The following is a 13,734-nucleotide window of genomic DNA, read 5'->3' on the forward strand; positions in this document are numbered from 1 at the left end:
AGAACTGGAGCGTTACAGTGAGCAAGCCCGCCCGCAATTCGTCCCCCCGTGCCCCACGTCCACACTTCGCCCGCCGTCATGCCCTGAGCCTGATCGGTTACAGCAGCCTGGCCATCGCCCTGCCCATGACCAGTCACGCCGAAGGTTTCACCGATGACGCCAAAGCCACGCTGAACCTGCGCAACGCCTACTTCAACCGCAACTACACCAACCCGGCCTACCCCCAGGGCAAGGCCGAGGAATGGACCCAGAACTTCATCCTCGACGCCAAATCCGGCTTCACCCAAGGCACGGTCGGCTTCGGTGCGGACGTGCTGGGAACGTTTTCGCAGAAGCTCGATGGCGGCAAGGGCACCGGCGGTACACAGTTGCTGCCACTGGACCACGACGGTCGCCCGGCCGACAACTTCGGTCGCCTGGGCGTGGCGCTCAAAGGCAAGATCTCGAAGACCGAAGTCAAGGTCGGTGAATGGATGCCGGTGCTGCCGATCCTGCGCTCGGACGACGGCCGTTCGCTGCCGCAAACCTTCCGTGGTGGTCAGGTCACCTCCACTGAAATCAGCGGCCTGACGCTCTACGGCGGGCAGTTCCGCCAGAACAGCCCGCGTAATGATTCGAGCATGGAAAACATGTTCATGAACGGCAAAGCGGCGTTCACCTCGGACCGTTTCAACTTCGGTGGCGGCGAATACACCTTCAACGACAAACGCACCCAGGTCGGCGCGTGGTACGCGGAACTCACCGACATCTATCAACAACAGTACTTCAACCTGAGCCACAGCCAGCCCATTGGCGACTGGACCCTCGGTGCCAACCTCGGCTACTTCATCGGCAAGGAAGACAGCAGCGCCCTGGCCGGCGACCTCGATAACAAAACCGCGTTCGCCCTGCTCTCGGCCAAGTACGGTGGCAACACCTTCTATGTCGGCCTGCAGAAGCTCACGGGCGACGATGTCTGGATGCGCGTCAACGGCACCAGCGGCGGCACCCTGGCCAACGACAGTTACAACTCCAGTTATGACAATGCCAGGGAAAAATCCTGGCAAGTGCGTCATGACTACAACTTCGTGGCCCTGGGCGTGCCGGGCCTGACGATGATGAACCGCTACATCAGTGGCGATAACGTACATACCGGGGCCATCACCGACGGCAAGGAGTGGGGCCGTGAATCGGAACTGGCCTACACGGTGCAAAGCGGTCCGCTGAAAAACCTCAACGTCAAATGGCGTAACGCGAGCATCCGCAAAAACTTCAGCACCAACGAGTTCGACGAAAACCGCCTCTTCATCAGCTATCCGATTTCGTTGTTGTAAGCCGGTTCGGCTGACATCGCTCTTGTGGCGGGGGAGCTTGCTCACTCGCCACAGGCCGCCCGGAGAACCCAACCCTTCGTCAAATTCGACACAAGACGCGTTGACAAGAAACGGAAAGCCTTACGATACTGCCATTAGTCGTACGACAACTTACAACAAATTCAATAACCACCACTGCTTGTCCAGGACTCTCCATGACCACCACACCCCCTGCCCGCGCCCCTTTCAATCGCCTGCTGCTGACCGGTGCCGCCGGTGGCCTGGGCAAGGTCCTGCGCGAAAGCCTGCGCCCCTACGCCAATGTCATTCGCCTGTCGGACATCGCCGACATTGCGCCGGCCATCGATGACCGTGAAGAAGTCGTGCCATGCGATCTGGCCGACAAGCAAGCCGTGCATCAACTGGTCGAAGGCGTGGACGCGATCCTGCACTTTGGCGGCGTGTCCACCGAGCGCTCGTTCGAAGAGATCCTCGGCGCCAATATCTGCGGCGTGTTCCACATCTACGAAGCTGCGCGCCGTCACGGCGTGAAGCGCGTGATCTTCGCCAGTTCCAACCACGTGATCGGCTTCTACAAGCAAGACGAAGTCATCGACGCCCACTCCCCTCGCCGCCCGGACAGTTACTACGGCTTGTCCAAGTCCTACGGCGAAGACATGGCCACTTTCTACTTCGATCGCTATGGCATCGAGACCGTCAGCGTGCGCATTGGCTCCTCGTTCCCGGAACCGCAAAACCGCCGGATGATGAGCACCTGGCTGAGCTTCGGCGACCTGACCCAACTGCTCGAACGGGCGTTGTACACGCCGAATGTCGGCCACACCGTGGTCTATGGCGCGTCCGACAACAAGGACGTCTGGTGGGACAACCGTTACGCCACGGTCCTGGGCTATGCGCCGAACGACAGCTCCGAAGTGTTCCGCGAAAAGGTCGAAGCCCTGCCGATGCCAGCGGCCGATGACCCGACGCGGATCTACCAGGGCGGCGCGTTCTGCGTGGCCGGCCCGTTCGGCGACTGAACCGCCAGTGCTTACTGCGTGATCCCCACAACAAAAACCAAGGGAATGAGTGGCCATGCCAGCTGAATTGATTGTCGATGCGCGCAACGCCGTGGGCGAATGCCCGGTGTGGGTCGGCGCCGAAAACGCCCTGTACTGGGTCGATATCCCGGCCGGTGGCCTGCAACGCTGGAGCGCCGACACCGGCCATGTGTCGGCGTGGAAAACCCCGGAAATGCTCGCGTGCATTGCCCGTCACCCTGACGGCGGCTGGGTCGCCGGCATGGAGAGCGGCTTCTTCCAGTTGCGCCCGCACAACGACGGCAGCCTCGACAGCGACCCCCTGGCGGGCATCGATCACAGCCGCCCCGACATGCGCCTCAACGATGGTCGCTGTGACCGTCAGGGGCGGTTCTGGGCCGGCAGCATGGTGCTCGACATGGGTGCCAACGCCGCCGAGGGCCGGCTGTACCGCTACAGCGCCGGACAACGCGGACCGCTCGACGCCCAACTCAGCGGCTTCATCGTGCCCAACGGCCTGGGCTTCAGCCCGGACGGGCGCACGATGTACCTGTCCGACTCCCATCCCGCCGTCCAGCAGATCTGGGCCTTCGACTACGACATCGACAGCGGCACGCCGAGCAATCGCCGGCTGTTTGTCGACATGAATCACCACGCCGGCCGCCCCGATGGCGCCGCGGTCGATGCCGAGGGTGGCTACTGGATCTGTGCCAACGATGCCGGGCTGATTCACCGCTTTACCCCGGATGGGCGCCTGGACCGTTCCCTCGCCGTACCGGTGAAAAAACCGAGCATGTGTGCCTTCGGTGGCAGCCGCCTGGACACCTTGTTCGTCACTTCGATCCGCCCCGCAGACGACCACGACGAACGGTCACTGGCCGGTGGCGTGTTCGCCCTCAACCCCGGCGTAAAGGGTTTGCCGGAGCCACTTTTCAACGTCTGACCGCAACTGCTCGTGCTGCAACGCTGTGCCTTGAACACAAAAACAATAAAACAGGAGACACCCCCAATGGACTTCAAACGCACCTTGCTCGCCGCTGCACTCCCCTTCACCGCAGCCCTCACCTTCTCCCTCAGCAGCGCCGCCCATGCGCTGGAAATCAAATTCGCCGACATTCACCCCGCCGGCTACCCGACCGTAGTGGCCGAGGAGCAACTGGGTAAAACCCTGGTGGCCGACAGCGACGGCAAACTGACCTTCAAGATGTTTTCCGGCGGTGTGCTCGGCTCGGAAAAGGAAGTGATCGAACAAGCCCAGGTCGGTGCCATCCAGATGGCCCGGGTCAGCCTCGGTATTGTCGGTCCGGTGGTGCCGGACGTGAACGTGTTCAACATGCCGTTCGTGTTCCGCGACCAGGCGCACATGCGCAAGGTGATCGACGGCGAAGTCGGCGACGAGATCCTCGCCAAAATCACCGACTCCGAATTCGGACTGGTCGCCCTGGCCTGGATGGACGGCGGCACGCGCAACCTCTACACCAAGAAACCGGTGCGCAGCCTGGCAGACCTCAAGGGCATGAAGATCCGCGTGCAAGGCAACCCGATGTTCATCGACACCATCAATGCCATGGGCGGAAACGGCATTGCCATGGACACCGGTGAAATCTTCAGTGCATTGCAGACCGGGGTGATCGACGGCGCGGAAAACAACCCGCCGACCCTGCTTGAACACAACCACTACCAGAACGCCAGGTTCTACAGCCTGACCGGGCACCTGATCCTGCCAGAACCGATCGTGATGTCGAAGATCACCTGGGAAAAACTGACGCCCGAGCAACAGGCACTGGTGAAGAAAACCGCCAAGGCCGCGCAGGCACAGGAACGCATCCTGTGGGACGCCAAATCGGCCAGCAGCGAAGAGAAGCTCAAGGCTGCGGGCGTCGAGTTCATCACCGTCGACAAGAAACCTTTCTATGAGGCCACCGCCTCGATCCGCGAGAAATACGGCGCGCCCTATGCCGACCTGATCAAGCGCATCGAAGCCGTTCAGTAATCCCTCCCTGCATTCAAGAAAGGCCCGGCGCCACTGACAGTGGCTGTCTGTCAGTGCGCGCCCGGTTACGGTGAAACCCGATGAAGAATCTACTGCTGCGCATCAACGACAGGATCTACATGACCTGTATCTGGGTCGCAGGCCTGTCCGTGCTGGCCATCGCCCTGATCATTCCCTGGGGCGTGTTCGCCCGCTACGTCCTTGGCACCGGTTCCAGCTGGCCGGAGCCCAGCGCCATTTTGCTGATGATGGTGTTCACCTTCATTGGCGCCGCCGCCAGCTATCGTTCCGGCTCACACATGGCGGTGGCGATGCTCACTGATCGCATACCACCGAACCTGCGCAAAGCCATGAGCGTGTTCGCCCAATTGCTGATGGCGACCATCAGCCTGTTCATGGCGATCTGGGGGACCAGGCTGTGCCTGTCGACCTGGAACCAGTTCATGAGCGCCTTGCCGACCCTGCGCGTCGGCATCACTTACATGCCGATCCCGATTGGCGGTTTGCTGACGTTGATCTTTGTGCTGGAAAAACTCCTGCTCGGTGACCAGAGCAACCGGCGGGTCGTGCGCTTCGACCTGGTTGAAGAAAACGAAGGGGCTGCCTGAATGGACGCATTGATTCTGCTGGGCAGTTTTATCGCCTTGATCCTGATCGGCATGCCGGTCGCCTACGCCCTGGGGCTTTCGGCCCTGATCGGCGCATGGTGGATCGACATTCCGTTCCAGGCATTGATGATTCAGGTCGCCGGCGGCGTGAACAAATTTTCCCTACTGGCGATTCCGTTCTTCGTCCTGGCGGGCGCGATCATGGCCGAGGGTGGCATGTCCCGGCGGCTGGTGGCGTTTGCCGGGGTGCTGGTGGGGTTTGTCCGTGGCGGCCTGTCGCTGGTCAACATCATGGCCTCGACCTTCTTCGGCGCGATCTCCGGTTCTTCGGTCGCGGACACCGCCTCGGTCGGCTCGGTGTTGATCCCGGAGATGGAGCGTCGCGGCTATCCACGGGAGTTCGCCACGGCAGTGACCGTCAGCGGTTCGGTGCAAGCACTGTTGACCCCGCCGAGCCACAACTCGGTGCTCTATTCGCTGGCCGCGGGCGGCACCGTATCGATTGCCTCGCTGTTCATGGCCGGCGTGGTGCCCGGCCTGCTGATGAGCGCGTGCCTGATGGTGCTGTGCCTGATTTTCGCCAAGAAGCGCGACTACCCCAAGGGTGAAGTCATTCCGATGCGCGAAGCGCTGAAGATCTGCGGTGAAGCGCTGTGGGGCCTGATGGCCATGGTGATCATTCTCGGCGGGATTCTTTCGGGGATTTTCACCGCCACCGAGTCGGCGGCGATTGCGGTGCTGTGGTCATTCTTCGTGACCATGTTCATCTACCGCGACTACAAGTGGAGCGAACTGCCGAAACTGATGCACCGCACGGTGCGGACGATTTCGATCGTGATGATCCTGATCGGCTTCGCCGCCAGCTTCGGCTACATCATGACGCTGATGCAAATCCCGGCGAAGATCACCACGATGTTCCTCACGCTTTCGGACAACCGTTACGTGATCCTGATGTGCATCAACGTCATGCTGCTGTTGCTGGGCACCGTGATGGACATGGCGCCGCTGATCCTGATCCTCACGCCGATCCTGATGCCGGTGATTGTGGGCATTGGCGTGGACCCGGTGCAGTTCGGCATGATCATGCTGGTCAACCTGGGCATCGGCTTGATCACGCCGCCCGTGGGCGCGGTACTCTTTGTGGGGTCGGCCGTGGGCAAGGTCAGTATCGAATCAACCGTCAAAGCCCTGTTGCCGTTCTACGGCGTGCTGTTCCTGGTGCTGATCGCCGTGACGTACATTCCCGCGCTGTCACTGTGGTTGCCGCATCTGGTGTTGTAACCAGGACTCGCAAACGCGTTGTGGCGAGGGAGCTTGCTCCTTCGCCACATCAGCTCATCAACCTGCAGAGAAGGCCATGACGTTAGCAACCCTCGAACTCGAAGACGAGTTCACCCGCCTCACCCTCGCCCCTGAACTGGGCGGGAGCATCGTCAACTGGACCGTGCGCGATACTGGCCAGTCCTTGCTGCGCCATGCCGACGCCCACGCTCTGAACACCGGTCTGCCCGGCAAACTCGGCTGCTTTCCATTGGTGCCATGGTCAAACCGCATCGCCGAGGGCGGTTTCGATTGCCCGGATGGCTGGCAGTCGCTGTCACCCAACAGCCTCACCGATCCCCTGCCGATTCATGGCAGCGCCTGGCAGCAGCCGTGGCAAGTCATCGTTCACACGCCCAATGAAGCGGTCCTGCAACTCGACAGCAGCACACCCTTCGCCTATCGCGCGCGCCAGCGTTTCCATTTGAGCGAAGGCAAGCTGAGCATCGAACTGAGCGTCACCCACCTGGCCGAACGCGCGGCCTGGCATGGCCTGGGGTTACACCCGTACTTGCCGCGAACCGTGAAGACCCAATTGCAGGCGCCAGCTCGCCAGGTGTGGTTTTGCGACGCGACAAAACTGCCGACGCAGCTTGGCGAACTGCCGGTCGAATGGGATTTCCAGCACCCCAGGGCGTTGCCGGAAACCCTGGTCGACAACGGCTTCTGCGAATGGGACGGCCATTGCCTGATTCAGCAACCGGACCTGGGCTATGAATTGCGATGCCAGGCCAGCGGCAGCGATTACTACCTGCTCTACTGCCCCGTGGGCCTGGATTTTTTCTGTATCGAACCGGTCAGCCACCCGGTCAACGCCCACCATTTGCCCGGTCGACCGGGCCTGCGTTTACTCGAACAGGGACAATCCACCGAACTCGGTTTCACCCTGCACTATCGAGCGCTCTGACCCAGCAGTTGACTCAACACCGCACGCAGCTTGCCGGGTTTCACCGGTTTGTTGAGCAGCGGCGCGTCCAGGCGTTGCAACGCACGCCGACACTGATCGGTGCGGTCGGCCGTGATGATCACCGCGGGGATGGTTTGATGAAAATGTTCGCGCAGATGCCGGACCACATCACAACCGACCACCGCGTGATCGAGGTGATAGTCCGCCAGGATCAGTTCCGGTGCCTGCCCGCGCAAGGCCGAGAGGGCCGAGGCTTCGTCGGTGGCGGTGACCACATCGCAGCCCCACTGCCCGAGCAACGCGCTCATGCTTTGCAGAATGCTCACTTCATTGTCCAGCACCAGCAAACGCCGTCCCGGCAGCGGATTGCCTGTCCCGGGCTGTGGCGCGGCCAGGCTGACGGGCAACGGCATCTCGGCGCAGATCGGCACATCGATGCTGAACATCGAGCCGCGCCCCGGCAGCGAATGCACGCCGATTTTGTAGCCGAGGATCTTGGCGATGCGCTCGACGATGGCCAGCCCCAGACCCACCCCCTTGCGGTCGGCGGCGCGTCCGACGTCCAACTGGTTGAACTCGAGGAAAATCGAATCGAGCCGATCCGCGGCGATACCGCGCCCGGTGTCCCAGACCTCCAGGCGCAACATCTCACCCCGGCGCCTGGCCCCCAGCAGGATGCTGCCTTCATCGGTATAGCGGCAGGCGTTGCTGAGGAAGTTGCGCAGGATCCGCGTCATCAGGCGCAAGTCGGTACTGACGGCGTACTGGCCCATGTGCACGCGCAGATTCAATCCCGCCGCCTCGGCGACCGACTGAAACTCCGACACCAGCGGCCCGAGCAATTCGTCGAGGCGGTAGACGGCGACGTCGGGCTTGACCGCCGCCTGATCGAGCCGGGAAATGTCGAGCAAATCCGTCAGCAGGTCTTCGGCGCCTTCCAGTGCCTGGTGCGTGCGTTCGACCAGCACCTGCTCGACGGCCGGCAGCTTGCGCTCGCGCAGGGTCGAGATCAGCAAGCGCGCGGCGTTCAACGGTTGCAGCAAGTCGTGACTGGCGGCGGCGAGGTATTTGTCCTTGCTGCGATTGGCCGCCTCGGCGGCATCACGGGCATCGCGCAAGGCCTGGGCGATCTGCTGACGCTGGGTGATCTGCTGCTGCAGGTTGCGGTTGGCTTCCAGCAGTTCATCGGTGCGCGTGGTAACCCGTTGTTCCAGTTCGTCATTGAGTTGTTGCAGGCGCTGCTGGGCCAGTTTGCGCTCGGTGATGTCGGCGACAAAACCTTCCACCAGCCCTTCCTGATCGGGCTTGAGCAGCAGGTTCATGAGCACATCGAGATGGCTGCCGTCCTTGCGCCGCAAGCGTGTTTCGTAACCGTGCAGGCTGCGTTGTTGCCTGAGGATTTCACCGATGGTTTCCAGCTCCGACACGCCGCCGGCAAACAGGTGGCTGGCCAGATCGGTCAGGGAAAACAGCACCTCCTGGGGGTCCTCATAACCGAGCATGTGCGCCAGTGCCGGGTTGGCCGCGCGCATGCCGTCTTGCAGGCTGGCCTGGAAAATCCCGTGGACCGCGTTTTCGAACAACCATTTGTAGCGGTTGCGCTCGGCCTCCAGCTCGTCCAGACGCGCGGCCAGCTCCGGGTAATGGCTCTTGCGCGCCGAATGGTTGCCTAACCCCAGCAGCCCGGCCAGCGCCCGTTGTTGCTCGTCAGAGGGCTTCGCCATACACGACCTCGACATCACGCTGACTGGATTCGCGCGGGTTGGTCAGGATGCACGGGTCGTCCATCGCGTGTTGCGACAGGAACGGAATGTCCGCGGTGCTGACCCCATGCAAACCGAGGGTTTCGTGGAAACCGATGGCGTGTTTCAGCGCGATCAGGTGCTCCACCAGCCGCCCACAGATCTGCCGGTGGTTGAGGCCACGGCAGTCGATGCCAAAGGTCTCGGCAATCACCTTGAAACGGTCCGGCGCCGAGCTGTAGTTGAAGGCGACCACGTGCTCCACCAGCACCGCGTTGCACAAGCCGTGAGGCAGATCGAGAAAACCGCCCAGGCTGTGGGACATGGCATGCACCGCGCCCAGGATCGCATTGGAAAACGCCAGCCCGGCCTGCATGCTGCCCAGCATGATTTTCTCGCGCAGCGCGATGTCCGTCGGATTGGCGATCATTTGCACCAGGTTGCCATTGATCAGGCGCATGGCCTCCAGCGCATGGGGATCGGTCAAGGGCCCGTGCCCGGTGGACACGAAGGCTTCGATGGCATGCACCAGCGCGTCGATGCCGGTACAGGCCGACAGGAACGGGTCCATGCTCAGGGTGGTTTCCGGGTCGATCAGCGAAACGTCCGGCACCACGGCCTTGCTGACGATGGAGAACTTCATGCGCTCCTGTTGATTGGAAATGATCACGAATTGCGAAACGTCCGCCGAGGTGCCGGCGGTGGTCGGAATCAGGATCAGCGGCGGGCTGGGCACGCGGATCATGTCCACGCCCTCGAACTCGAGAATGCTGCGACCGTGGGCGACGACAATGCCGATGCCCTTGCCACAGTCCATCGGGCTGCCACCGCCGACGGCAACGATCACATCGCAATGGTTTTCCCGGTACAGCTCGGCACCGAGCATCACTTCTTCGACGCGCGGGTTGGGCGATACGGCGCTGTACAGGCAGTATTCGATGCCCAGGGCTTGCAGGCTGGCCTCGACATCGGCCACCCAACCGGCGGCAATCACCCCGGGATCGCTGACCACCAGGACCTTGCGCGCGCCAAAGGTCTTGGCGTAGTTGCCGACGTTGTGCCGGCAACCGGCACCGAAGATGATTTCAGGCGAAACGAATTTACGCAGCTGGCTGAGACTCTGGCTCATTGGAAAGCCTGTTTTTATTGTTTTGGAAGGTAGCGATCACACTAAAGCATCCGGCTGCGAATGCAATCAGACCAATGGCTGGGTTCACTACAGATCCTGAAGGGGGGTCGGTGTGTACCTGGATTGTCGCGTCAACCAATGCCCCCTGTAGGAGCGAGCCTGCTCGCGATGGAGTGTCAGTCGCCGCGCCTTTTGCTGATGCACCATCGCGAGCAGGCTCGCTCCTACAGGGGATGTGTGTGTGTGTTCAATCAGCCGCGGTAGATCAGCCTCGACGCTTTTTCGTTGCGCAACGTCAGGTGTTCCATGCCCAGCCCCGGCGCTTCTGCTTCTTCACGAGCCTTGAGGATGACACCATGGTGGGGCGACTTGCTGCACACCGGGTCGGCATTGGCGGCGTCGCCGGTGAGCATGAAGGCCTGACAACGACAGCCGCCCATGTCCTTGTGCTTTTCATCGCAGGAGCGGCATGGCTCCTTCATCCAGTCATCGCCGCGAAAACGGTTGAAGCCGAACGAGTGGTTCCAGATGTGCTCGATGCTGTGTTCGCGCACGTTGGGAAACGGCACCGGCAATTGCCGGGCGCTGTGACAAGGCAAGGCCGTGCCGTCCGGGGTGATGTCGAGAAACAGGTTGGCCCAGCCGTTCATGCAGGTCTTGGGCCGTTCTTCGTAATAGTCCGGGGTGACGAAGATCAGTTTGCACGGGTGCCCCTGGGCCTCAAGACGTTCGCGATACTCGATGGTAATACGCTCGGCTCGCTGCAATTGCGCGCGCGTCGGCAACAGCCCGACGCGGTTGAGCTCGGCCCAGCCATAGAACTGGCACGTGGCCAATTCGACGAAATCTGCTTCCAGTTCCAGGCACAGGTCGATGATTTGCTCGATGCGGTCGATGTTGTGCCGATGGGTGACGAAGTTCAGCACCATCGGATAGCCCTGGGCTTTCACCGCACGGGCCATGGCCAGTTTCTGCGCGAAGGCCTTGCGTGAACCGGCGAGCAGGTTGTTCACCGCTTCGTCGGCGGCCTGGAAGCTGATCTGGATGTGATCGAGCCCGGCGACCTTGAAGTCGCGCACTTTCTGCTCGGTCAGGCCAATGCCCGAGGTGATCAGGTTGGTGTAGTACCCCATGTCCCGGGCGGCCTTGATCAGCTCGGCCAGGTCCTGGCGAACCAGGGGCTCGCCACCGGAAAAACCCAATTGCGCAGCGCCCATCTCGCGCGCCTCGCGGAACACCCGAATCCATTCGTCGGTGCTCAACTCTTCGCCCTGCCCGGCAAAATCCAGTGGATTGGAGCAATAGGGGCATTGCAAGGGACAGCGATACGTCAGCTCCGCCAGCAGCCACAGCGGCGGCCCCGGCAGCGCGTCACTCGATCCAGAATTGCGCATGGGCCACCTCCAGAAACGCCAACACATCCTCATCGATCCCCGGCACACCGGGGAAACTCTCGGTCAAGTGATCAATGATCGCCGCCACGCTGCGCTGGCCGTCCACCCGTTCAAGGATGAGCCCGGCACTGGCGTTGAGCTTGATCATGCCTTCGGGGTACAGCAGCACGTGACAGCCTTGGCGGGGCTCCCATTGCAGGCGGAAACCCCGGCGCAGGGTCAGTGCCTGGTCGCGACCGATCGGGCTCACAGGGCAATCCCCCGGTGCCAGACGTTGTCGCGGGTCACCGTGTGGTACGGCGGGCGTTCCAGCTCGTAAGCCATGCTCATGGCATCGAGCATGCTCCACAGCACATCGAGCTTGAACTGCAGGATGTCCAGCATGCGCCGCTGCGCCTCGGCGGTGGTGTAATACGCCAGGGTGATGCGCAACCCGTGCTCGACATCGCGTCGGGCCTGACTCAGGCGGGTGCGGAAATAGTCGTAGCCGGCGACGTCGATCCACGGGTAATGCGTGGGCCAGGCGTCGAGCCGCGATTGATGGATCTGTGGTGCGAACAGTTCGGTCAGCGAGCTGCTCGCCGCCTCCTGCCAGCAGGCACGGCGGGCGAAATTGACGTAGGCGTCCACGGCAAATCGCACCCCGGGCAACACCAGCTCCTGGGACAGAATCCGCTCACGCTCAAGCCCCACGGCCTCACCCAGGCGCAACCAGGCTTCGATGCCGCCCTCGCTGCCGGGTGCGCCGTCATGATCGAGAATCCGTTGCAGCCATTCCCGACGCACCTCGCGGTCCGGGCAGTTGGCCAGAATTGCCGCGTCCTTGAGCGGGATGTTCACCTGGTAGTAAAAGCGATTGGCGACCCAACCCTGGATCTGCTCGCGACTGGCACGCCCGGCGTACATGGCTTGGTGGAATGGGTGGTGGATGTGGTAGTAGGCGCCCTTGGCACGCAGGGCGGTTTCGAATTCGGTGGGGGTCAGCGGTCTGTCTGTCATTTTATTATCCTTGGCGTTCTGCGGTGCCCGGACCGCCCTCATCGCGAGCAGGCTCGCTCCCACAGGAGTTCGCATTCCAAATGTGAGAGCGAGCTTGCTCCGGGCGGCGTTCCGACGAAGGGGCCGTCGGCTACAGCTCGATACTCATGCCGTCATACGCCACTTCGATGCCCCGCCGTTCCAGCAGCGCCCGTTCGGCCGAGTCTTCATCGAGGATCGGATTGGTGTTGTTAATGTGGATCAGCACCTTGCGCTGACGGGGGAAACCTTCCAGCACTTCGAGCATGCCGCCGGGCCCGCTTTGCGGCAGATGCCCCATCTCGCTGCCCAGGCTCTGGCCGACTTCACACACGCGCATTTCATCGTCGCGCCACAGGGTGCCGTCGAGCAGCAGGCAATCGGCGCGTTGCATCCAGCCCAATACTTCGTCATCGATTTGCCCCAGGCCTGGCGCGTAGAACAACGACGCGCCACTGCGCAGGTCTTCAATGAACAGGCCAATGGTGTCGCCTGGCTGCGGGTTGCCGCGATTGGGCGAATACGGCGGTGCGTTGCTTACCAAAGGAATCGCCCGAAACTGCAAATGCCCGCAGGCCTTGATGCTGAAGGGCTGGCGATCCAGACCCAGTGGTTGCCAGCGCAACCCGCCGTTCCAGTGGGCGAGCATGTTGAACAACGGGAAGCCCGTGCTCAGGTCCTGATGGACCCGTTCGGTGCACCAGACGTCATGCGGGCAGCCTTCACGCAGGCTCAGCAGGCCGGTGCAGTGGTCGATCTGGCTGTCCATCAGCACCACGCCCGCGATGGCGGTATCCCGCAGACGGCGGGCCGGTTGCAGCGGTGCAAAACTCTCGAGTTGCGCACGGATGTCCGGTGAAGCATTGCACAGCACCCACGCCACGCCGTCGTCGCTCAGGGCAATCGACGACTGGGTGCGCCGTTGCGCGCGCAGGCTGCCATTGCGCAGGCCGGCGCATTGCCGACAGTTGCAGTTCCATTGCGGAAAACCACCGCCGGCGGCGGAACCGAGAACGCGGATGTGCATGGGCAATGCTCCCAAAAGGCAGGCCCGGCCAACACCCTGGCTGGCCGGGTGAACCATCAACGGTTGGCGAAATACATCGTCACTTCGAAGCCAATGCGCAGGTCGGTAAACGCGGGTTTAGTCCACATGGGTCAATCCTCTTGTTGTGCCGGGCGATTCCGGTAGAACTATTAATGCACGGGGCGCCGGGGGGTCGAATGCTACTTTCGAAGGAGGTGGCAGGGTGCGTTGGTAGGGGGTGCATGATCGTCATGCACGCACAAAC

The 13,734-nt window shown here is 62.1% G+C and carries 14 protein-coding genes; 7 read left to right on the forward strand and 7 right to left on the reverse strand.

Annotated features, from left to right (window positions below):
- The first annotated feature begins 17 nt into the window (after positions 1 to 17).
- From ACGJAX_RS23575 to ACGJAX_RS23605, 7 genes are all read left to right on the forward strand, one after another.
- The gene (locus ACGJAX_RS23575) at positions 18 to 1,313 is read left to right on the forward strand and encodes an OprD family outer membrane porin (protein ID WP_390956370.1); all 1,296 of its coding nucleotides are present in this window, start codon (positions 18 to 20) and stop codon (positions 1,311 to 1,313) included.
- Between the two features lie 194 nt (positions 1,314 to 1,507).
- On the forward strand, positions 1,508 to 2,332 hold the full coding sequence (locus ACGJAX_RS23580; RefSeq protein WP_248916567.1) for an NAD(P)-dependent oxidoreductase: 825 nt from the start codon (positions 1,508 to 1,510) through the stop codon (positions 2,330 to 2,332).
- 55 nt (positions 2,333 to 2,387) lie between these two features.
- Complete coding sequence (locus ACGJAX_RS23585) at positions 2,388 to 3,275, forward strand: SMP-30/gluconolactonase/LRE family protein (protein ID WP_090320669.1); 888 nt, start codon at positions 2,388 to 2,390, stop codon at positions 3,273 to 3,275.
- Between the two features lie 66 nt (positions 3,276 to 3,341).
- Complete coding sequence (locus ACGJAX_RS23590) at positions 3,342 to 4,325, forward strand: TRAP transporter substrate-binding protein DctP (RefSeq protein WP_390956371.1); 984 nt, start codon at positions 3,342 to 3,344, stop codon at positions 4,323 to 4,325.
- Between the two features lie 80 nt (positions 4,326 to 4,405).
- Complete coding sequence (locus ACGJAX_RS23595; protein WP_390956372.1) at positions 4,406 to 4,933, forward strand: TRAP transporter small permease subunit; 528 nt, start codon at positions 4,406 to 4,408, stop codon at positions 4,931 to 4,933.
- Positions 4,934 to 6,214, forward strand: a complete 1,281-nt coding sequence (locus tag ACGJAX_RS23600) for a TRAP transporter large permease (protein WP_090320660.1) — start codon at positions 4,934 to 4,936, stop codon at positions 6,212 to 6,214. It begins immediately after the preceding gene.
- A 76-nt stretch (positions 6,215 to 6,290) separates the two neighbouring features.
- Complete coding sequence (locus ACGJAX_RS23605; RefSeq protein ID WP_390956373.1) at positions 6,291 to 7,160, forward strand: aldose 1-epimerase; 870 nt, start codon at positions 6,291 to 6,293, stop codon at positions 7,158 to 7,160.
- On the opposite strand, the gene ACGJAX_RS23610 is transcribed toward ACGJAX_RS23605, so the two are convergent.
- The 7 genes from ACGJAX_RS23610 to pqqA all read right to left on the reverse strand — a co-directional run bounded on the left by ACGJAX_RS23610 (position 7,145) and on the right by pqqA (position 13,597).
- On the reverse strand, positions 7,145 to 8,884 hold the full coding sequence (locus ACGJAX_RS23610) for a NahK/ErcS family hybrid sensor histidine kinase/response regulator (protein WP_247258008.1): 1,740 nt from the start codon (positions 8,882 to 8,884) through the stop codon (positions 7,145 to 7,147). The two genes, ACGJAX_RS23605 and ACGJAX_RS23610, sit on opposite strands and share 16 nt — an antisense overlap.
- Entirely contained in the window at positions 8,868 to 10,031 is a 1,164-nt protein-coding gene (gene ercA, locus ACGJAX_RS23615) for an alcohol dehydrogenase-like regulatory protein ErcA (RefSeq protein ID WP_390956374.1), read from the reverse strand. The genes ACGJAX_RS23610 and ercA overlap by 17 nt, the downstream gene beginning before the upstream one ends.
- A 251-nt stretch (positions 10,032 to 10,282) precedes the next feature.
- Positions 10,283 to 11,425 carry a pyrroloquinoline quinone biosynthesis protein PqqE gene (pqqE, locus tag ACGJAX_RS23620; protein WP_390956375.1) on the reverse strand — a complete coding sequence of 381 codons (1,143 nt, stop codon included), beginning with the start codon at positions 11,423 to 11,425 and terminating at the stop codon, positions 10,283 to 10,285.
- The gene (gene pqqD / locus ACGJAX_RS23625; RefSeq protein WP_247258011.1) at positions 11,403 to 11,675 is read right to left on the reverse strand and encodes a pyrroloquinoline quinone biosynthesis peptide chaperone PqqD; all 273 of its coding nucleotides are present in this window, start codon (positions 11,673 to 11,675) and stop codon (positions 11,403 to 11,405) included. The genes pqqE and pqqD overlap by 23 nt, the downstream gene beginning before the upstream one ends.
- On the reverse strand, positions 11,672 to 12,424 hold the full coding sequence (pqqC, locus tag ACGJAX_RS23630) for a pyrroloquinoline-quinone synthase PqqC (protein ID WP_090320642.1): 753 nt from the start codon (positions 12,422 to 12,424) through the stop codon (positions 11,672 to 11,674). The genes pqqD and pqqC overlap by 4 nt, the downstream gene beginning before the upstream one ends.
- A gap of 130 nt (positions 12,425 to 12,554) precedes the next feature.
- Positions 12,555 to 13,469, reverse strand: a complete 915-nt coding sequence (gene pqqB / locus ACGJAX_RS23635) for a pyrroloquinoline quinone biosynthesis protein PqqB (RefSeq protein WP_390956376.1) — start codon at positions 13,467 to 13,469, stop codon at positions 12,555 to 12,557.
- A 56-nt stretch (positions 13,470 to 13,525) separates the two neighbouring features.
- Positions 13,526 to 13,597, reverse strand: coding sequence for a pyrroloquinoline quinone precursor peptide PqqA (pqqA, locus tag ACGJAX_RS23640; RefSeq protein WP_003253598.1), 72 nt, complete (start codon positions 13,595 to 13,597; stop codon positions 13,526 to 13,528).
- Between the last annotated feature and the right edge of the window lie 137 nt (positions 13,598 to 13,734).

The organism is Pseudomonas moorei (assembly GCF_042846945.1).
GTDB classification, from domain to species: Bacteria; Pseudomonadota; Gammaproteobacteria; order Pseudomonadales; family Pseudomonadaceae; genus Aquipseudomonas; species Aquipseudomonas moorei.